Annotated in this window: 17 protein-coding genes and 1 pseudogene; 12 read left to right on the forward strand and 6 right to left on the reverse strand. The window is 65.3% G+C overall.

Going from position 1 to position 18852, the window contains the following annotated elements; genetic code table 11:
• Positions 1–74: 74 nt before the first annotated feature.
• From BOO69_RS10850 to aat, 9 genes and pseudogenes are all read left to right on the forward strand, one after another.
• Positions 75–1418, forward strand: a complete 1344-nt coding sequence (locus BOO69_RS10850) for a substrate-binding protein (RefSeq protein ID WP_071972186.1) — start codon at positions 75–77, stop codon at positions 1416–1418.
• Between the two features lie 90 nt (positions 1419–1508).
• Positions 1509–2537 carry a branched-chain amino acid ABC transporter permease gene (locus tag BOO69_RS10855; RefSeq protein WP_071972187.1) on the forward strand — a complete coding sequence of 343 codons (1029 nt, stop codon included), beginning with the start codon at positions 1509–1511 and terminating at the stop codon, positions 2535–2537.
• A gap of 4 nt (positions 2538–2541) precedes the next feature.
• A pseudogene (locus BOO69_RS10860) lies at positions 2542–3749 on the forward strand (branched-chain amino acid ABC transporter permease).
• Between the two features lie 11 nt (positions 3750–3760).
• Positions 3761–4525, forward strand: a complete 765-nt coding sequence (locus BOO69_RS10865; RefSeq protein WP_071972188.1) for an ABC transporter ATP-binding protein — start codon at positions 3761–3763, stop codon at positions 4523–4525.
• Positions 4526–4547: 22 nt separating this feature from the next.
• Positions 4548–5300: an ABC transporter ATP-binding protein gene (locus BOO69_RS10870; RefSeq protein WP_071972189.1), complete on the forward strand. Its 753-nt coding sequence runs from the start codon at positions 4548–4550 to the stop codon at positions 5298–5300.
• Positions 5301–5395: 95 nt separating this feature from the next.
• The gene (locus BOO69_RS10875; protein ID WP_071972190.1) at positions 5396–5941 is read left to right on the forward strand and encodes a superoxide dismutase family protein; all 546 of its coding nucleotides are present in this window, start codon (positions 5396–5398) and stop codon (positions 5939–5941) included.
• 155 nt (positions 5942–6096) lie between these two features.
• A complete protein-coding gene (gene accB, locus BOO69_RS10880; RefSeq protein WP_071972191.1) occupies positions 6097–6609 on the forward strand; it encodes an acetyl-CoA carboxylase biotin carboxyl carrier protein in 513 nt (170 codons plus the stop codon).
• Between the two features lie 10 nt (positions 6610–6619).
• The gene (gene accC / locus BOO69_RS10885) at positions 6620–7972 is read left to right on the forward strand and encodes an acetyl-CoA carboxylase biotin carboxylase subunit (RefSeq protein WP_071972192.1); all 1353 of its coding nucleotides are present in this window, start codon (positions 6620–6622) and stop codon (positions 7970–7972) included.
• Between the two features lie 5 nt (positions 7973–7977).
• On the forward strand, positions 7978–8613 hold the full coding sequence (gene aat, locus BOO69_RS10890; protein ID WP_071972193.1) for a leucyl/phenylalanyl-tRNA--protein transferase: 636 nt from the start codon (positions 7978–7980) through the stop codon (positions 8611–8613).
• On the opposite strand, the gene BOO69_RS10895 is transcribed toward aat, so the two are convergent.
• Together BOO69_RS10895 and BOO69_RS10900 are read right to left on the reverse strand one after the other, a co-directional pair.
• Positions 8577–8930, reverse strand: a complete 354-nt coding sequence (locus BOO69_RS10895; RefSeq protein ID WP_071973769.1) for a DUF2155 domain-containing protein — start codon at positions 8928–8930, stop codon at positions 8577–8579. The genes aat and BOO69_RS10895 overlap by 37 nt on opposite strands.
• Positions 8931–8956: 26 nt before the next feature.
• Complete coding sequence (locus tag BOO69_RS10900) at positions 8957–9340, reverse strand: NADH:ubiquinone oxidoreductase subunit NDUFA12 (RefSeq protein WP_071972194.1); 384 nt, start codon at positions 9338–9340, stop codon at positions 8957–8959.
• 164 nt (positions 9341–9504) lie between these two features.
• Here BOO69_RS10900 and BOO69_RS10905 point away from each other — a divergent pair, with 164 nt between their 5' ends.
• Positions 9505–11271 (forward strand): FkbM family methyltransferase, encoded by a 1767-nt coding sequence (locus BOO69_RS10905; protein WP_071972195.1) that lies wholly within the window; start codon positions 9505–9507, stop codon positions 11269–11271.
• Here BOO69_RS10905 and BOO69_RS10910 read toward each other — a convergent pair.
• The 3 genes from BOO69_RS10910 to BOO69_RS10920 all read right to left on the reverse strand — a co-directional run bounded on the left by BOO69_RS10910 (position 11268) and on the right by BOO69_RS10920 (position 13765).
• Positions 11268–11624, reverse strand: coding sequence for a RidA family protein (locus BOO69_RS10910; RefSeq protein WP_237267441.1), 357 nt, complete (start codon positions 11622–11624; stop codon positions 11268–11270). The two genes, BOO69_RS10905 and BOO69_RS10910, sit on opposite strands and share 4 nt — an antisense overlap.
• 99 nt (positions 11625–11723) lie before the next feature.
• Complete coding sequence (clpX, locus tag BOO69_RS10915; RefSeq protein WP_071972196.1) at positions 11724–12989, reverse strand: ATP-dependent Clp protease ATP-binding subunit ClpX; 1266 nt, start codon at positions 12987–12989, stop codon at positions 11724–11726.
• Between the two features lie 131 nt (positions 12990–13120).
• Positions 13121–13765 (reverse strand): ATP-dependent Clp protease proteolytic subunit, encoded by a 645-nt coding sequence (locus BOO69_RS10920; RefSeq protein WP_071972197.1) that lies wholly within the window; start codon positions 13763–13765, stop codon positions 13121–13123.
• Between the two features lie 167 nt (positions 13766–13932).
• On the opposite strand from BOO69_RS10920, the gene BOO69_RS10925 reads away from it, so the two are divergent.
• Positions 13933–15075: an FAD-binding domain-containing protein gene (locus tag BOO69_RS10925; RefSeq protein WP_237267442.1), complete on the forward strand. Its 1143-nt coding sequence runs from the start codon at positions 13933–13935 to the stop codon at positions 15073–15075.
• A gap of 30 nt (positions 15076–15105) precedes the next feature.
• Here the strand turns inward: BOO69_RS10925 and BOO69_RS10930 are convergent, their stop codons facing one another.
• Positions 15106–16599 carry a bifunctional UDP-sugar hydrolase/5'-nucleotidase gene (locus tag BOO69_RS10930; protein WP_156874910.1) on the reverse strand — a complete coding sequence of 498 codons (1494 nt, stop codon included), beginning with the start codon at positions 16597–16599 and terminating at the stop codon, positions 15106–15108.
• Positions 16600–16779: 180 nt separating this feature from the next.
• Between BOO69_RS10930 and BOO69_RS10935 the strand changes: the two genes are divergently transcribed.
• The gene (locus BOO69_RS10935) at positions 16780–18807 is read left to right on the forward strand and encodes a PhoX family protein (RefSeq protein ID WP_071972199.1); all 2028 of its coding nucleotides are present in this window, start codon (positions 16780–16782) and stop codon (positions 18805–18807) included.
• Positions 18808–18852 lie beyond the last annotated feature (45 nt).

The following is an 18852-nucleotide window of genomic DNA, read 5'->3' on the forward strand; positions in this document are numbered from 1 at the left end:
AAAGTATTTGCACAGAAGTGCGATGTGCATCGGAGGGAGGAACCCGGTGCACGTTTACAAATCGGGAGGAATTCATGTCATTTTCGAAACTGACACGCCGTGGACTGATCAAGACCAGCGCCGTGGCGGGTGCGGGCCTTGCCCTGCCCACCTATCTGCGCGCGCAGGAAAGCGGCTTTACCAACGCGCCCACCGGCAGCACGGTCACGCTGGGCTTCAACGTGCCGCAGACCGGCCCCTACGCCGAAGAAGGCCTTGACGAGCTGCGCGCGCAGGAACTGGCCGTTCAGCACCTGAACGGCGAAGGCGACGGCGGCATGATGAACACCTTCAGCTCCAAGGCGCTGAAAGGTAACGGGATCCTTGGCAAGAAGGTCACCTTCGTCACCGGCGACACCCAGACCAAATCCGACGCGGCCCGCGCATCGGCCCAGTCGATGATCCAGAAGGACGGCGCCATCATGATCAACGGCGGCTCGTCTTCGGGCGTGGCCGTGGCGGTGCAGGATCTCTGCCAGTCCGCCGGCGTGATCTTCATGGCGGGTCTGACCCACGCCAACGACACCACCGGCAAGGACAAGAAGGCAAACGGCTTCCGCCATTTCTTCAACGCCTACATGTCCGCCGCGGCCCTCGCCCCCGTGCTCAAGGCCGAATACGGGACCGACCGGACCGCCTACCACCTGACGGCAGACTACAACTGGGGCTGGACCCAGCAGGAGTCGATCCAGGCCGCGACCGAGGCGATGGGCTGGCAGACCGCCAACAACGTGCTGACACCGCTGGCGACCACGGACTTCTCGTCCTACATCGCGCCGGTGCTGAACTCCGGCGCCGACGTTCTGGTGCTGAACCACTACGGCGGGAACATGGTCAACTCGCTGACCAACGCGATCCAGTTCGACCTTCTGAGCAAGGAAGTGAACGGCAAGAAGATGGAAATCGTCGTGCCGCTCTACTCCGAACTGATGGCCGCCGGTGCGGGCGAGAACATCAAGGGCGTGCTCGGGTCCATGAACTGGAACTGGCAGCTTCAGGACGAGGGTTCCAAGGCCTTCACCAAGTCCTTCGGTGAAAAGTACGGCCGTCCGCCCTCCAACTCGGCGCATACCTGCTACGTGCAGACGCTGCTTTACGCAGACGCGGTCGAGCGTGCCGGTTCGTTCAACCCCTGCGCCGTGGTCGAAGCCCTCGAAGGGTTCGAGTTCGACGGCATGGGCAACGGCCCGACCCTCTACCGGGCGGACGATCACCAGTGCTTCAAGGACGTGCTGGTTGTGCGCGGGACCGAAAACCCGACGACCGAGTACGACACCCTCGAGATCGTCGAACAGACCCCGGTCGAGCAGGTCACCTATCCGCCGGATCACCCGCTGTTCGCCGGTGGCGACCTGGGCGAGTGCAACCCGGGCGCCTGATCGCGCAACTCCGAAAAGCAATTTTAGGGCGGGGGTCTTACCCGCCCTATCCTGCCACCTGCGGGTGGCGTGCAGCCTGAGGTGGGGACAATGGACGCAATCCTTCTGCAAATCCTGAACGGCCTGGACAAGGGATCGGCCTACGCGCTTATCGCGCTGGGTCTGACGCTGATATTCGGCACCCTCGGCGTCGTGAACTTCGCCCATGGCGCCCTGTTCATGATCGGTGCCTTCTGCGCGGTGACGCTGCAACGGATCCTGAACATCTCGACCGTGACGATCGACGAGACCAAGAAGGATTTCCTTGGCCGCCCGCTGGAGGTCAAGACGCCGGTGGTCGAGAGCTGGTTCGGCCCGGACCTGGGTGGCGCGATCATCGACTGGTCGGTGCCGCTCGCAATCCTGCTGGCGATCCCCGTAATGCTGCTGATCGGTTTCATCATGGAACGCGGCCTCATCAAGCATTTCTACAAACGCCCCCACGCCGACCAGATCCTCGTGACCTTCGGTCTGGCGATCGTCCTTCAGGAAATCATCAAGGCATGGTACGGGGCGAACCCGATCCCGACACCCGCACCCGACGTCTTTGCCGGCAGCCTCGACATCGGCGCGCTGCTGGGCCTGGACGCGGTGCTGGCCTATCCCTACTGGCGGCTGATCTATTTCGCCTTTTCCGCGCTCATCATCGGGCTGGTCTTTGCCTTCCTGCAGTTCACCACCTTCGGGATGGTCGTACGGGCCGGCATGGCCGACCGCGAAACCGTGGGCCTGCTGGGCATCGACATCGACCGGCGCTTCACCATCATGTTCGGCATCGCCGCCGCCGTGGCGGGTCTGGCGGGCGTGATGTACGCGCCAATCAATTCGCCCAACTACCACATGGGCATGGACTTTCTGGTCCTGAGCTTCGTCGTCGTCGTCGTCGGCGGCATGGGGTCCATGCCGGGCGCGGTGCTTGCCGGCTTCCTGCTGGGCATCCTCGAGAGCTTCGCCTCGATGAACGAGATCAAGTATTTCCTGCCCGGCATCGACCAGATCATCATCTACCTGGTGGCCATCGCCATTCTGCTGACACGTCCGCGCGGCCTGATGGGCCGCAAGGGCGTGATGGAGGACTAAGAACATGCTCGGACTTGGAAAACGCGACCTTTCGCTTCTGCTGATCGTTGCGGTGCTGACACTCTTTGCGCCCTTCATCCTCAACCCCTTCCCCGAGGGCAGCGGTCTGGCGCAGTTCAACGCGGGCTATCCCGACCTGATGCAACGCTTCGTGATCTTCGGGATCTTCGCCATCGGCTTCAACATCCTGTTCGGTCTCACCGGCTATCTCAGCTTCGGCCACGCGGCCTTTCTCGGGGTCGGCAGCTATGCGGCGGTGTGGATGTTCAAGCTGCTCAGCTTCAATGTCGTTCCGGCGCTGATCCTCAGCGTGCTCGTCGCCGCCTTCTTCGCGCTGCTGATCGGATTCATCTCGCTGCGGCGCTCAGGCATCTACTTTTCGATCCTGACGCTGGCCTTCGCGCAGATGATGTTCGCGATTTCCTACTCGGATCTCCTGGGCCGGTTCGTCGGCACAACGATCACCAACGGCGAGACCGGGCTCCAGATCTACACCTCGGACCCGCAAGTGCTTCAGAGCGCCTCCGCCCCGAACTTCCCCAACCTGTTCGGCGCGGCGATGAATTCGTCGACGACCCTCTACGCGGGGTCATGGACCTTCACCTTTTCCGTGGGCTACTACCTCTGCGCGGTGTTCCTGCTGCTGGCGTTCTATCTTGCGATCCGCATCTTCCGCTCGCCCTTCGGCATGATGCTGCGGGCGGTGAAATCCAACCAGCAGCGGCTGAACTACACCGGACTCAACACCCGCCCCTACACGCTGGCCGCCTTCGTGATCTCGGGCATGTACGCCGGTCTCGCGGGGGGCTGATGGCCTGCATGGATCCGCTCGCCGGGGCGGAACGGATGCAATGGACGGCCAGCGGCGAAGTGGTGCTGATGACGATCCTCGGCGGGGTCGGCACCCTGATCGGCCCGGTTCTCGGCGCGGGCTTCATCAAGTACCTCGAGAATATCTTCGCCAAGATCAACGACAACGTGCTGCATGGCTGGTTCGCCTTTCTGCCCGATGGGCTGGAGGACTTCCTGATCACCATCGTGCATCCCTTCGTCGGCAAGGGCTGGAACCTGACCCTCGGGCTGCTGTTCATGGTGGTCGTGATCTTCCTGCCCGGCGGCCTCGTCGAGGGCGGACAACGGATCGGGCGACTGGCACGCGGCAAGCGCGCAAGTGGCAAGACACCCGACGGCAGCAAGACCCCTGCGGAATAAGGACCGGTAAAATGGCAATTCTCGAAGTCAAGGACGTGGGCAAGCGCTTCGGCGGTCTGCAGGCGCTCAGCAACGTCAACCTCAGCGTGGCGGAGAATTCGTGCCACGCGATCATCGGGCCCAATGGCGCGGGCAAGTCCACCCTGCTCAACTGTCTCGTCGGCAAGCTGATCCCGGATACCGGGTCGGTGATGTTCGACGGCCAGTCCGTACTGGGGCGCAAACCCTACGAGATCAACCAGATGGGTATCTCCCGCGTCTTCCAGACGCCGGAAATCTTCGGCGACCTGACGGTCATGGAAAACATGATGATCCCCTGTTTCGCCAAGCGCGACGGTGCGTTCGAGCTCAATGCCGTCACCTCGGTTCACAGCCAGCGCGACGTGATCGAGAAGGCCGAGCAGATGCTCGTGGACATGAAGCTGATCGACAAGCGCGAGATGCATGCGGCGTCGATGTCGCGCGGCGACAAGCGGCGACTGGAAATCGCCATGTGTCTTGCTCAGGATCCGCGGCTGCTGCTGCTGGACGAACCGACCGCCGGCATGGCGCGGGCAGACACGAACAACACGATCGACCTGCTCAAGCAGATCAAGGAAGAGCGCGACATCACCATCGCGATCATCGAGCACGACATGCACGTCGTCTTCAGCCTTGCCGAGCGGATCACCGTGCTGGCCCAGGGCACGCCGCTGGTCGAAGACACCCCCGAGAAGATCAAGGGCCACCCCAAGGTGCGCGAAGCCTACCTGGGTGAATCCCAGGACGCCGCCTGAACCGCCGCCGGAGGACAGAGGCATGAACACGCAAACGCTCGACAAGAACGCCAATCACGCTGCGACCGCACCGGCCTACCTGTCCGTGTGGGACCTCGAGGCCTACTACGGCGAAAGCTACATCGTGCAGGGCGTCAGCTTCAACGTGCACGAGGGCGAGATCCTTGCCCTGCTGGGCCGCAACGGGGCCGGCAAGACCTCGACCCTGAGGGCCATCGCGCGGCTGGCATCGCCCGAAGTGCGAAGGGGCGAGATCTGGCTGGACCACAAACCGCTGCACAACATGAAAGCGCACGAGGCGTCGCAATGGGGGCTGGGCCTCGTTCCCGAGGACAGGCGCATCATCAGCGGCCTGACGGTAGAGGAAAATCTGCGTCTGGCCCAGATCGCGCCGCCGATCGGCTGGTCGCTGGAACGGCTCTATGACCTCTTCCCCCGTCTGGGCGAGCGGAAGAACCAGGAAGGCACGACGCTGTCGGGCGGCGAACAGCAGATGCTGGCAATCGCCCGTGCCCTGGCGCGGGACATCAAGGTGCTGCTGCTCGACGAACCCTACGAGGGTCTCGCGCCGGTCATCGTTGACGAGATCGAAAAGACCCTCGGCATCATCAAGGAACAGGGCATCACCACGATCCTGGTGGAGCAGAACGCGATCCGGGCGCTCAAGCTGGCGGACCGGGCCGTGATCCTCGACACCGGGTCGGTGGTGTTCGATGGCACCGCGAAGGAAGTGCTGGAGAACGCGGAACTGCGCGCGGAATACCTGGCGATCTGACCACGCGTCCGGGGGGCGGTGAAACCGATGCCGCCGCCATGCGTTTTGCCCTTGAACGGCCCCGACGGGGCCGATGCAAACTTAAGGAGCAGATCATGATCCGCACATTTCCCGCCCTCGCCGCTGCAGCCACCCTCGCCGCTGGTGCAGCCATGGCCGAAAGCCACGCCAGCGCGCCACAACCCGCTGCCACCGCCCAGATGAAACTGGCGGACGGCACCTCTGTCGGCACCGCAACGATCACGCCCGGCACGGACGGTGTGCTGGTCCACCTCGAGGTCGAAGGGCTCGAGCCCGGCCCCAAGGGTGTACACCTGCACCAGATCGGTGAGTGCGACGGCGGAACCGACTTCAAGTCGGCCGGGCCGCATATCGGCGACGATGGCAACACGGCGCATGGCCTGCTGCATCCCGACGGTCCCCACGCAGGCGATCTGCCGAACGTCTTCGTCGGAGAGGACGGCAGCGGCCAGATGGAGGCGTTTACCAGTGCCGTGAGCCTGTCCGACACGCCCGACGGGATGCTGGATTCCGACGGGGCCAGCGTGATGATCCACGCGGAAGGCGACGATCATTTCACCCAGCCCGGCGGCACCACTGGCGCGCGGCTGGCCTGCGGCGTCCTCGAACCGGCGTCCTGACAGATCGCACGGTACTCCCCGGCCCGGATCGGGCCGGGCAGCGCCCCATCCGCCGACCGAAACTGTCGGCTTTCATTGCCCGGACCCATGTCATATAAGCGTGCAAAACGGTGCGGCAGCCAAAGCGCCCGACCCGAGGAAACGTCGAGGAAAATATGACAAAGAATACCCATGACGCCGATGTCGCCTTTATCCGGGCGCTTGCCGAACTGCTGAACGAGAACGACCTGACCGAACTTCAGGTCAAGCGCGACTACGCGGAAGACGACAGTCTCAACGTGCGTGTCAGCCGCAAGCCACCGCAGCAGATCGTGGCGCCGCAACAGCAGCTTCAGGCGGCCCCGCCGCAGATGACCTCTCCCGCGCCCGCGCCGATGAACGCGCCGCAGCAGTCCGCCCCTGCCGGCGGCGAAGACGCGGATCCGGCCAACCACCCCGGCGCGGTCGTCTCGCCCATGGTCGGCACCGTCTACATGCAGGCCGAACCGGGCGCACCCGCCTTCGTGTCCGTGGGCCAGCAGGTCGCCGAAGGCGAGACACTGCTTATCGTCGAGGCCATGAAGACGATGAACCACATCCCCGCGCCCCATGCCGGGACGGTCAAGCGGATACTGGTGGGCGACGGCGACGCTGTCGAATTCGGCGCCCCGCTGGTCATCATCGAATAAGGCGCCGGTGATGTTCAGCAAGATCCTTGTTGCCAACCGGGGTGAAATCGCCTTGCGCGTGATCCGCGCGGCCCGCGAGATGGGTATCCAGTCCGTTGCGGTCCATTCGACCGCCGACAGCGACGCCATGCACGTCCGGATGGCAGACGAATCCGTCTGCATCGGCCCGCCCTCCTCGACCCAGTCATACCTTTCCATCCCGTCCATCATCGCCGCCTGCGAGATCACGGGCGCCGAGGCGATTCACCCCGGCTACGGCTTTCTGAGCGAGAACGCGGGTTTCGTGCAGGTGGTCGAAGATCACGGTCTGACCTTCATCGGGCCTACGGCGGAGCATATCCGCATCATGGGCGACAAGATCACCGCCAAGGAAACCATGCGCAAGCTGGGCGTGCCTTGTGTCCCCGGCTCCGAAGGGGGTGTCGCCTCTCTCGAAGAGGCAAAGCGTCTGGGCGAGGAAATCGGTTATCCCGTCATCATCAAGGCGACCGCGGGCGGCGGCGGCAAGGGCATGAAGGTGGCGACCTCTGTCGCCGACATGGAACGCGCCTTCCAGACGGCCCGCGCCGAAGGCAAGTCGAACTTCGGCAACGACGAAGTCTATATCGAGAAGTATCTCACCACGCCCCGCCATATCGAGATACAGGTCTTCGGCGACGGCAAGGGCCGCGCGGTGCACCTTGGCGAACGGGACTGTTCGCTGCAGCGCCGCCACCAGAAAGTGTTCGAGGAAGCCCCCGGCCCCGCCATCAGCGAAGAGGAACGCGCGCGCATCGGCAAGACCTGCGCGGACGCGATGGCCGACATCAACTACATCGGCGCGGGCACCATCGAATTCCTGTATGAAAACGGCGAGTTCTACTTCATCGAGATGAACACCCGGCTCCAGGTCGAACACCCGGTGACCGAAGGCATCTTCGGCGTCGATCTCGTGCGCGAGCAGATCCAGGTGGCCAGCGGCATGCCCATGTCCTTCCGGCAGGAAGACCTCAAGATCAACGGCCACGCGATCGAGGTGCGGCTGAACGCCGAAAAGCTGCCCAACTTCCGCCCCTCGCCCGGACGGATCAGCCAGTATCATGCGCCCGGCGGCCTGGGCGTGCGGATGGATTCCGCGATCTACGACGGCTATTCGATCCCGCCCTACTACGACAGCCTGATCGGCAAGCTGATCGTGCAGGGCCGCGACCGCCCCGAGGCGCTGGCCCGGCTGGGCCGCGCGCTGGGAGAATTGATCATCGACGGGATCGATACCACCGTGCCGCTGTTCCACGCGCTGCTGCGCGAAAAGGACATCCAGACCGGCGACTACAACATTCACTGGCTCGAACACTGGCTGGAAACCAATCTCGGCGACGGCTGACGCCGATGGCGGAACTGACGCCGGAACTGGTGCTGCGCGGCTATGGGGCGGGTATCTTTCCCATGGCCGAACACCGCGATGACCCGGAAGTCTTCTGGGTCGATCCGCGGATGCGGGGGGTGCTGCCGCTCGACGGTTTTCACATCAGCCGCTCGCTGGCCAAGGCGATGCGCCGCGCGGATTTCGACGTGACCATCAACCGGGACTTCGCCGGCGTGGTCGCAGCCTGCGCCGACCGGGCCGACACCTGGATCAACGCCGAGATCACCCGCCTTTACGCCGCGCTCCATGCGCGGGGCAACGCCCATTCACTGGAGATCCGCGACGGGGGGACGCTGGTCGGCGGCGTCTACGGCGTGACGCTGGGCGGGGCGTTCTTTGGGGAGAGTATGTTCTCGCGGCGGACGAATGCCTCCAAGATGGCCCTCGCGGCACTGGTGGATCGGTTGCGCAGCGCCAACTTCGCGCTGTTCGACGCCCAGTTCCTCACGGCGCACCTCGCCTCGCTCGGCGCGATTGAGATCCCCCGTGCCGCGTACCACGAGATGCTGGCTGCGGCCCTGCCCCTTGCGGCGGATTTCACGGCGCCGCCGGTCCGGCCGCTTCAGGAGGTGGTGCAGCGAATGACCCAGACGTCATAGCGGGGATGTTCCAGCGCGGACAACGCCGGGGCCGAGGCGATCATCCAGCCCGAGAACAGGGTGTCGGACTTGTTGATATCGGAGATTTCCAGTTCCGCGTAGGCGTCGCCCGACGGGTCGCCCGCCGGGTAGCGGCATTCATTCAGAACGATGTCGAGATTGCCGAGGCGGGAGGATTGACCGGTGCGCAGTTCCACGTCGAGCGAATGGCCCGAGATCTTGTCCAGCGTCCGCAGAACGGCACCGGGCGCGCTGCTGACCTCTTGCGCGGCAGCGGGCAACGCCAGCACGGCGGCGAAAAGCAAATGTCTGATCATGGCGGTCGCTTTCGCGCAGGCCCGGATCACTCCGGGCTCCAGGCCTCGTAGTCGGACCGGTCCGTCGGGTTTTTCTGCCGGATCGACCCTGCGGGCGCATAGGCCAGCGCGGTGCCTGTCAGGTTCTCGACGTGGGGTTTCTCCCACGCCTTGTGCACCAGTGGCTTGTCGCTCGGCGGTTCGTCCCACGTCCGGTGCAGCCAGCCGTGCCAGTCGGGGCTCACTCGGGACGCTTCCATGTCGCCGTTGTAGATCACCCAACGCTTCGAGTCGTCGGCATTGCGATAATAGATGTTGCCCTGATCATCCTCGCCCACGCGGGTGCCCTTGCGCCAGGTGAAGAACTGGGTGTTCAGGGTCTGACCGTCCCACCATGTCAGCGCCCGGAAGATCGTGTTGAGGATGCCCATGAAACTCTCCGCTTTGGTCGGTGACGTTATGCACCATCGCCGCAGGAGGGTCCAGCAGGTGTTGCAGCAAAGACTCCTCCCGCCGGCCAGAACGCGCTCCTGCCCACGTGCCGTATTGGCCTGTTGGCGGTTGGTCCCTATTCTTCCCAAAACGGAGATCGATCATGGCCAGCACAACCGGTTCGCGCAAACACGTCGCCGAATGTCACGGCGTCAAGGTGCCCGACAGCCCCATGATCACGCCCGAACGGGCCGAGCGGATCAACGCCGCCCGCTACGAAGGGCAGGAGATCGCGGGCGCCCTCGAGGTGATCCGCGCGGGAGACCGGGTGTTGGAAATGGGGGCCGGGATCGGCCTTGTCGGCGCCATCGCGGCGCTCAACGGCAAGCCGGAAAAGGTGCTTTCCTTCGAAGCCAACCCCGGCCTGATACAGCACATCAATGCCCTTTACCGGCTGAACGATCTGCAGGACCGGATCGAGGTCCGCAACGAGGTCTTGATCAGTGCGCCCAATCCGCCCGAGCACATGGCGTTTCACATCCGCAACTCTTACCTGGGGTCGTCGCTGATCGACACGGACAAGCGTGCGACCACGCGGGTGGAGGTGCCCACGGCGCGCTACGACGAGGTCCACCGTGATTTCGCCCCTACCGTCCTGCTGATGGATATCGAGGGCGGGGAGCTGGAATTTCTGCGCCATGCGTCGCTGGAAGGCATCCGCGCCATCGTGATCGAGTTTCACCCCGCGGCCTACGGCAAGGAAGGCATGCGTGAATGCAAGTCCGTGCTGGAGCGCGCGGGCTTCGCCAAGGTGCCCGAACTGTGCACACGGCAGGTCTGGACCTGCACGTTCGACCCTGCCCTGCGCCCGCCGGTGCCCGATATGGGCTGGTCGTGCGCCCGGCAGACGCTTGAAAACGCCGTGGTGGTGCCCCCCGCCGAGACGGGCTTCGTCCAGCCTGCCGGTATCCTCGACCGCTCAGGTAGCTACGTCGGCAGTGGCGCGCTGTGGCGCAATGGCAGGGCGCTGACCGTCGCGCCGGCCCTGCCGGAGGGGGAGCTGCCCCTGCGCGAGGGAACCTGGCTGTGGGGCGGCGTGCTCTGGGCGCATTTCGGTCACTTCCTCGTGGAAAGCACCGCCCGCCTCTGGGCGCTCGATGCACTGGAGTCGGAGATCGACGGCATCCTCTATGTGCCGAAACGGCCCAAGACCGGGGATGAAGTCAAACCGTTCCAGACCGATTTCCTGAAGATGATGGGCTGCGACCTGCCCTTGGTGAGCGTGGCCACCCCCGAGCGGGTGGAACGCCTGATCGTGCCGGGACAGGGTTTCGGCCTCGGCACGATGATCACGGGAACGCCCGCGTTCCGTGCCGCCATGGCCGGCCGCTTCGGGCGCGACGTGGCGCCGGACGGGCCCGAAAAGCTGTATGTCAGCCGCAGCGGTCTGCCCTCCGGCCGGGGCAACCTGATCGGCGAAGCCGAACTCGAAGCACATCTGGTCGAACAGGGCTACACGATCTACCACCCCGAAAAGCACGATCTGCGCAGCCAGGTCGCCACCTACAAGGCCGCGCGCAAGATCATCGCCGCCGAAGGATCGGCCCTGCACCTGCTGGCCATGGTGGCCGATCCGGCCGCACAGGTGGCGATCGTGGTGCGCCGCCCTTCGGGCGCCACCCGGAACCTCGAACAGCACCTGAAATCCTTTGCCGGCATCACGCCGCTCACGGTCACGCAACTGACACGGTCGTGGAAACCGCGGGGCGCGGCCAAACCGCGGCTCTGGATGGGCGAACTGGACATGCCCGCATTGCAGGCGTCGTTGGCCGAGGGCGGTTTCGTCAGCGCCGGCGGAAGCCCGTGGGCGGAACTGAACCCCGAAACGGTCCAGCAAAAGCTGGGAGACCGGTTCGAGGAGGTCGCCTAGGACCGGGCCACCGCCGTCACCTCTATTTCGATCCGGTATTTCGGATCGATCAGCCCGCATTCGATCATCGTGGCCGCGGGCGGGTGCGCGCCGAATGCGGCCTGAAGCGTCGGCCAGCACGGTTCGAACTCCGACCTGTCGGGCAGCATGTAGGTCACCCGGACAACGTCGGCCAGCCCGACACCCGCCTCGGTCAGCGCCCGTTCGATGGTTTCCAGCGCCGATCTGCATTGTTCCACCACGTCGTCGCCCTGCCCGACCGTGCCGGCAACGTGTACGAAACCGCCTGCCACCACCGCCCGGCAATAGCCGATCTTGGGCTCGAAGGCGCCTCCGGAGAAAATCCGCTGCATCGTCTCACACTCCATCCATTCTGCAAGGGCCGTGGCCCCGTCACGAAAAAGGGGCGCGCCCGCGGCACGCCCCATACGAAATTCCCCTGCACCGCCGCGTCAGCCGGCGGTCGCGGATTCCTTTTCAGCCTCGCTGTGTATCATCAGCGGGGCCGCGTCCGACGTCACGGCCTCTTCGTTGACGACCACCTCGTTGACGGAGTCGAGCCCCGGCAGTTCGAACATGGTGTCCAGCAGGATATCTTCGAGGATGGAGCGCAGACCGCGCGCGCCGGTCTTGCGTTCGATCGCCCGCTTGGCGATGGCGGTCAGCGCATCGTCCGTGAAGGTCAGCGTGGTGTCCTCAAGCTCGAACAGGCGCTGGTACTGCTTGACCAGGGCATTCTTGGGCTGGGTCAGGATGGTGACCAGCGCGTCCTCGTCCAGGTCTTCCAGCGTCGCCAGAACCGGCAGACGTCCGACGAATTCCGGGATCAGGCCGAACTTGAGCAGGTCTTCCGGTTCCAGATCGGTAAAGATCTCGCCGATGCCCCGGTCGTCGTTGTCGCGCACGTCGGCGCCGAAACCCATGGCAGACCCCTTGCCCCGCGCCGCGATGATCTTGTCCAGGCCCGCAAAGGCGCCACCGCAGATGAACAGGATGTTGGTGGTGTCCACCTGCAGGAATTCCTGCTGGGGATGCTTGCGCCCCCCCTGCGGCGGCACACTCGCCACCGTGCCTTCCATCAGCTTCAGCAGTGCCTGCTGCACACCTTCGCCCGACACGTCACGGGTGATGCTGGGGTTTTCCGACTTGCGGGTGATCTTGTCGACCTCGTCGATGTAGACGATGCCGCGCTGCGCGCGTTCCACGTTGTATTCCGACGCCTGCAGCAGCTTGAGGATGATGTTCTCCACGTCCTCGCCCACGTAACCCGCTTCGGTGAGGGTGGTGGCATCGGCCATGGTAAAGGGCACATCCAGAATGCGCGCCAGCGTCTGCGCCAGCAGCGTCTTGCCGCAGCCGGTGGGGCCGATCAGGAGGATGTTCGACTTCGCGAGTTCGATGTCACCGCCCTTCTGGGCGTGATTGAGACGCTTGTAGTGGTTGTGCACCGCGACCGAGAGAACCTTTTTCGCGTTCTGCTGGCCGATCACGTAATCGTCGAGCACATCGCAGATGTCCTTGGGCGTCGGCACGCCATCGGTGGCCTTCAGCCCGCTTGCCTTCGTCTCTTCGCGGATGATGTCCATGCAGAGTTCGACGCATTCATCGCAGATGAACACGGTCGGACCCGCAATCAGCTTGCGCACCTCGTGCTGGCTTTTTCCGCAAAAGCTGCAGTAGAGGGTGTTCTTGCTGTCACCGCCGGAATTGTTCGCCATGTCAGCCCTTTCAGGTCTGCTTTTTCGCTCATTCGGCGCGCGGGCGCGCCACTCATCTTCCAACCCTAGGACAGGGTCCCCCGGGCCACAATCGCAAAATCGTCACAGTTGCGAGGGGCCACGGGCCTGTGTTATTTTTTCTTCGGCGCGTCCGGATCGTCCATCTTGCCGCGGCTTTCCACGATCTCGTCGATCAGGCCCCAGTCCTTCGCCTCTTCGGGCGACATGAAATTGTCGCGCTCCAGCGCCTCTTCGACCTTTTTCAGGGTCTGGCCGGTGTGGCGCACGTAGATCTCGTTCAGCCGCTGCTTGAGCTTCTGGGTTTCCTGCGCGTGGATCATGATGTCCGTCGCCTGGCCCTGGTAGCCGCCGGAGGGCTGGTGCACCATCACGCGGCTGTTCGGCAGGGAAAACCGCATGCCGGGTTCGCCGGCGGTCAGCAGCAGCGATCCCATCGAGGCCGCCTGCCCGATCACCAGGGTCGAGACCTTGGGCTTGATGTACTGCATCGTGTCATAGATCGACAAGCCGGATGTGACCACACCGCCGGGGCTGTTGATGTACATGGAAATTTCCTTGGAGGGATTTTCCGCCTCGAGGTGCAGAAGCTGCGCCACGATCAGCGAGGACATCCCGTCATGCACGGGCCCGGAAAGGAAGATGATCCGTTCCTTCAGCAGGCGCGAGAAGATGTCGTAGGCCCGTTCGCCGCGGCTCGTCTGCTCGACCACCATGGGGACGAGCGTGTTCATGTACGTTTCATAGGGATCGGTCATCGTCTCTGCCTGTCATTTTCGTTCGCGGGACCATACCCGCAAAGTTCTTACCGAGAGATTAGTCGTGGCGGTGAGGGGGTTCAAGGGGGGCCGGTGCGCGTTGAACCTCCGCCCCGGCGATCTAGCTGACGCGCATGGCAGAATCCGTTTCATCCTTCCCTCCGACCGTGAAGGCGGCGCACGACCGGCTGTCGGCCTTTGCGCCACGCGCCGGTGCTGCCTATGCCCACGGGCGCAACCATGATCTGGGCGGCATCGAGCGCAACCATGTCTCGGCGCTGTCGCCCTACCTCAAGGTGCGCCTGCCCGACGAGGCCACGATCGCCCGCGCGGTGCTGACGCAGCACGACGCGGAAACGGCGGACCGGTTCCTGGCAGAGGTCTTCTGGAGGACGTACTGGAAGGGCTGGATGGAAATGCGCCCCGCCGTGTGGGATATGTACCTGAGCGATATCAAATGGTTGCGCGACGATGTTCAGACGCAATCGGGCCTGCGCGCCCGGTGGGAGGCAGCCTGCAACGGCGACACCGGCATCGCCCCCTTCGACCACTGGGCCCGCGAACTGGCGCGGACGCACTACCTGCACAACCACGCACGGATGTGGTTCGCGTCGATCTGGATCTTCACGCTGAAACTGCCCTGGCAACTGGGCGCGGATTTCTTCCTGCGGCACCTGCTGGATGGCGACGCGGCCGTCAACACCCTGAGCTGGCGCTGGGTCGCGGGCATCCAGACCCGGGGCAAGACCTACCTGGCCGATCCCGCGAACATCGCGCAATATACCGGCGGGCGCTTTGCACCGCCGACCGGGCTCGCGACACAGGCGCAGGAGGTTCCCTATCCGGAGGCGCCGCCGGCTGCGGATCTTCCGGCGGTCGACGATGCCCCGCCGGCAGGTCGATACGGGCTGATCCTTCACGAAGACGATATCGTCGCGCCGCCTTTCGTGGCCGGGACGCCCCCTCGGGCCGGGTTTTCCTGCAAGCGGGGGCAGCTCAAAGCCCATGGCACATGGCGCCCGAGGTCGCGGCCTTCCGACAGGCCCTCGCGGTGGATGCTTGTCCGGGGCTCAACCCCTCGGACGTGGTGCGGACCGCCCAAGATCTGCACCGCTGGGCCGTGGACAACCGGCTGGAATCCCTCCTTGTGCCCTACGCCCCGGTCGGACCCACGCGGGAGGTGCTGGAAGACTATCGCGCCCTGCGGGATGCCTTGCCGGTGTCGGAACATCGCCGCCCGCTCGACAGCGCGGCCTGGCCGCTGGCGACCAAGGGGTTCTTCAGGTTCCGCAAGCACATCCCCGGCCTGATCGAGACCTTCGTGTCGAACGGCCCTGGCGTCACCCGTTGACGATGACCGGGGACGGAACGGCGGTGACCTGCCGCAGCCGCGCGACATGCTGTGTCAGCGCCTCCTCCAACGGAGTACCGGCATCCTGCCCAAGCAGCGCGACAGGCACCTCTTCCTCAGGGGAAAGCGCCCTGCCCGCGTCCAGGAGTTTCAGATCCGATATCCGCCCGCCCTCGCCCGCACCGGGTGCGATGGCAAAGGAAAGTCCCTGCGTGCGCATCATCCGCGCTTCGCGCCGCGCGACCGGATCGGCGGCAAAGACCGCTTCGGCCGCGGATTCGAGCATCAGCGCCACCGCCGCCCCGGTCAGGCGACGGACCACCACCCGCTGCCCGGCGGCAACCTGACCGATCTGCCGATCGAGGATGGGCTGACCGGGCAGCACGGTCTCGGCAGCGCGGAGGGGAGGTATCAGCGCCACCGGCGCGCCGGTGTGTGCCCGCATCGCCTCTCCGATCAGGGCCTCCCATGTCCCGCTGAAGGTGTCGAGGTGATGCAGCATGTCGGCGGCGGTGCCGACCTCGGCCGCCGCGACATCCGGCAGGCGGCGCGCCACCGCGGCGTCCGGGCGGATCAGGTTGCTGAACACCGGTATCAGGCCGTGGCGCAGGTCGGCGAGCCGACCGTCGCTCACCGCGATGTCCACGCGACTGACGAAACGGCCCTGGCTGCCCGATGCGACGATCCGGGTGCCGCCGATGACCTCCGGTTCCGGCAGGGCATGACCCGAACGGCCCGAGAAGATCACGTCCACGCCGTCGATCCCCGAGGCGATCGCACGGTCCGCCTCGAACCCCAGCCTGGACAGGACGACCACCACGGCCGCGCCCGCGTCACGGCGCGCGGTGACCGCCTGCTGCAAGGCTTCGAGGGAAAAAACGGTGTCGATGCGGTGGGGATCGGCGATGCCGATCACCGCGACCCCCGCCGGGCCCCGTTCAAAGCTGGTGTGGGTCGGCTGACCCTGATGGTTCACGGCCAGCGCGCCTGTCGCGGGCGGGCCGGACCGGCCGAAAGTCGCGGCATCCGGCCTGAGCGTTTGCCGGACGAGCGCGCTGTCGCTGTCGCCGCCGTCCAGCACCAGCGTACCGGGGCGCGCGGCGCGGACCGCGCCGATCACGGCGGCCAGATGCGCCACCCCGCCCATGGGCCCGTAGACGGCCCCGAGCGCGTCGAAGCCTTCGGCGGTCATCGCCGCATCCATCGGGGTACGCCCCCCGATCCCGTAGCGGATGCGCAGCGCCTCGCCGGTGAGATTGGGCACCCGGTCGGGCCCGTGACGCACCGCAGCCGGCCGCAGGAGATGGGGATGGAGCATGCCGTACACGTCGCTGTAGTACAGCAGCGTGATGTCACCCAGCGGCGGGAATTGCAGCAGCGCCGCCTGATCGTACCGGTCCTGCGCCACGCTGCGCCCGGCAGGCAGCGCCAGCGTCAGGCCCGCGGCGATCGTCTGGCCGAGGACAGTACGACGCGTCGGCATCTGCGGCCTCCCGTATTGCGTTGACGGCACCAGCTTGCCCGCTTGGCCCACGGGCCGCAAGCATCCTTTGCCCTGCAAAGAACCGGGACAGGGAATGGAAATTGGGTCAAATTCGTCATGAAACGATTACATATCCGCGTCAAAGACGGCGCAGCGAAACACAGCCAGAGGAGTCCCGCCATGAAGCGCAGCGATATCGTCAATGACCCCAGCATCGGCAACAAGGCGGAGGCCTTCGAAGCCTTCGACGACATCCCGACCAACCCGAACCTGTCCCGCACCATCGGCGACGTGATCAACGCCCGCTACGGCCGCCGCGACCTGCTGCGCGGCATGCTGGGCGTGTCCGCCACGACGGCGCTCTTCGGCACCTCGGCGCTCGTCGCCCCACGCCAGGCCGACGCGGCAGCACATGCGGCCAGCCGCTACGTCTTTGACGAGGTGACGGCGGGCAACGACAAGACCCACCACGTCGCCGAAGGCTACGACGCCGACATCCTGTTGCGGTGGGGCGATCCGATCACCGCCGACGCGCCGGAATTCGACGTGATGAACCAGACCGCGGCGGCCCAGCTCAAGCAGTTCGGGTACAACAACGACTATGTGGGCTTTGTCCCCCTGAACGACGCGGGCACGCGCGGATTGCTCTGCGTCAACCACGAATACACCAACGAGGAAGTGATGTTCCCCGGGATCGGCCGGCAGGACAGCGTCGACTTCGACGGCATGACGCCCGAGCTGATCGACATCGAGATGGCCGCCCACGGCGGCACGGTCGTCGAGATCGCGCGCGGCGACGACGGCAAATGGTCGGTGGTGCGCGACGGCAAGATGAACCGCCGCATCACCCCGCTGGACACCGAGATGACCTTGAGCGGCCCGGCGGCGGGCCACAAGCGCCTGATGACCAACGATGATCCGACCGGCACCCGCGTCATCGGGACCATCAACAACTGTGCAGGCGGCATGACGCCCTGGGGCACCTGGCTGATGGCGGAGGAGAATTTCCACGGCTACTTCTGGACCGACAATGTCGACGCCGACGGGAAGGCCGTGATCGACAGCGGCAACCCCGAAGCGACCTCCTATGGCCGCTACGGCGTGCCGGGCGCCTGGTACGCCTGGGGCAAGACGCACGACCGCTGGAACATCGACCGCGAGCCCAACATGCCCAACAAGTTCGGCTGGGTGGTCGAGGTGGACCCGATGGACCCGACATCGACCCCGGTCAAACACACCGCTCTGGGCCGCTTCCGCCACGAGGGCGCGGAAACGATCGTCGCCTCGGATGGCAGGCTGGTGATCTACATGGGCGACGACAACCGCTTTGACTACCAGTACAAATACGTTTCGGACGGTACCGTGTCCGACGACCGCGCCGCCAACTCCCGGCTGCTGGAGGAAGGCACGCTCTACGCCGCGCGTTTCGACGAGGACGGCACGGTCACCTGGCTGCCGCTGGTGCACGGCGAGGGTCCGCTGACGGCGGAAAACGGGTTCAACGATCAGGGCGACGTGATGATCGACACGCGGATCGCCGCCGACCTGCTGGGGGCGACCCCGATGGACCGCCCCGAGGACGCGCAACCGCGCGGGGACGGCACGGCCTACATCATGCTGACCAACAACTCCCGTCGCGAAGAGGCCAACGCCGCCAACCCCCGCCCCGAGAACAACTTTGGCCACATCATCGAGATCAAGGAGGACGGCGGCAACCATTCGGCCACGTCGGGCACCTGGTCGATCCTGGTCAAGTGCGGCGATCCCGCCGTGGCCGAAGTGGGCGCCCAGTGGAACCCGGAGACCTCGGAGAATGGCTGGTTCGGTTCGCCCGACAACTGCGCCATCGACGCCGACGGGCGGCTGTGGATCTCGACGGACCAGGGGTCCAACTGGGGCAAGACCGGCAAGTCGGACGGGCTGTATGCGCTCGAGACCGAAGGCGACGCGCGGGGAACGTCCAAGCTGTTCTTCCGCTGCCCGGTGGGCGGCGAGATGTGCGGGCCGTATTTCACGGACGACGGTGAAACGCTTTTCCTCGCGGTGCAGCACCCCGGAACCGACGGGACCAAGGACCTCGCGGGCTTCGAGCGCAATTCGACCTTCGAGGATCCGGCGACCCGCTGGCCCGACTTTGACCCCGTCATGCCGCCGCGTCCCTCCGTCGTGGTGGTGACGAAGAAGGGCGGCGGCAAGATCGCGGTCTGATACGGCAGGCGGCCCCGTATCAAGCGGGGCCGCCTGCCCTCGCCC

The organism is Sulfitobacter alexandrii, from assembly GCF_001886735.1.
Classification (GTDB): Bacteria; Pseudomonadota; Alphaproteobacteria; order Rhodobacterales; family Rhodobacteraceae; genus Sulfitobacter; species Sulfitobacter alexandrii.

What these genes read in the sequence shown, in the direction of transcription:
- BOO69_RS10850 (WP_071972186.1), top strand. Translation starts at nt 75, where the DNA reads ATGTCATTTTCGAAACTGACACGCCGTGGACTGATCAAGACCAGCGCC.
- BOO69_RS10855 (WP_071972187.1), top strand. Translation starts at nt 1,509, where the DNA reads ATGGACGCAATCCTTCTGCAAATCCTGAACGGCCTGGACAAGGGATCG.
- BOO69_RS10865 (WP_071972188.1), top strand. Translation starts at nt 3,761, where the DNA reads ATGGCAATTCTCGAAGTCAAGGACGTGGGCAAGCGCTTCGGCGGTCTG.
- BOO69_RS10870 (WP_071972189.1), top strand. Translation starts at nt 4,548, where the DNA reads ATGAACACGCAAACGCTCGACAAGAACGCCAATCACGCTGCGACCGCA.
- BOO69_RS10875 (WP_071972190.1), top strand. Translation starts at nt 5,396, where the DNA reads ATGATCCGCACATTTCCCGCCCTCGCCGCTGCAGCCACCCTCGCCGCT.
- accB (WP_071972191.1), top strand. Translation starts at nt 6,097, where the DNA reads ATGACAAAGAATACCCATGACGCCGATGTCGCCTTTATCCGGGCGCTT.
- accC (WP_071972192.1), top strand. Translation starts at nt 6,620, where the DNA reads ATGTTCAGCAAGATCCTTGTTGCCAACCGGGGTGAAATCGCCTTGCGC.
- aat (WP_071972193.1), top strand. Translation starts at nt 7,978, where the DNA reads ATGGCGGAACTGACGCCGGAACTGGTGCTGCGCGGCTATGGGGCGGGT.
- BOO69_RS10895 (WP_071973769.1), bottom strand. Translation starts at nt 8,930, where the DNA reads ATGATCAGACATTTGCTTTTCGCCGCCGTGCTGGCGTTGCCCGCTGCC.
- BOO69_RS10900 (WP_071972194.1), bottom strand. Translation starts at nt 9,340, where the DNA reads ATGGGCATCCTCAACACGATCTTCCGGGCGCTGACATGGTGGGACGGT.
- BOO69_RS10905 (WP_071972195.1), top strand. Translation starts at nt 9,505, where the DNA reads ATGGCCAGCACAACCGGTTCGCGCAAACACGTCGCCGAATGTCACGGC.
- BOO69_RS10910 (WP_237267441.1), bottom strand. Translation starts at nt 11,624, where the DNA reads ATGCAGCGGATTTTCTCCGGAGGCGCCTTCGAGCCCAAGATCGGCTAT.
- clpX (WP_071972196.1), bottom strand. Translation starts at nt 12,989, where the DNA reads ATGGCGAACAATTCCGGCGGTGACAGCAAGAACACCCTCTACTGCAGC.
- BOO69_RS10920 (WP_071972197.1), bottom strand. Translation starts at nt 13,765, where the DNA reads ATGACCGATCCCTATGAAACGTACATGAACACGCTCGTCCCCATGGTG.
- BOO69_RS10930 (WP_156874910.1), bottom strand. Translation starts at nt 16,599, where the DNA reads ATGCCGACGCGTCGTACTGTCCTCGGCCAGACGATCGCCGCGGGCCTG.
- BOO69_RS10935 (WP_071972199.1), top strand. Translation starts at nt 16,780, where the DNA reads ATGAAGCGCAGCGATATCGTCAATGACCCCAGCATCGGCAACAAGGCG.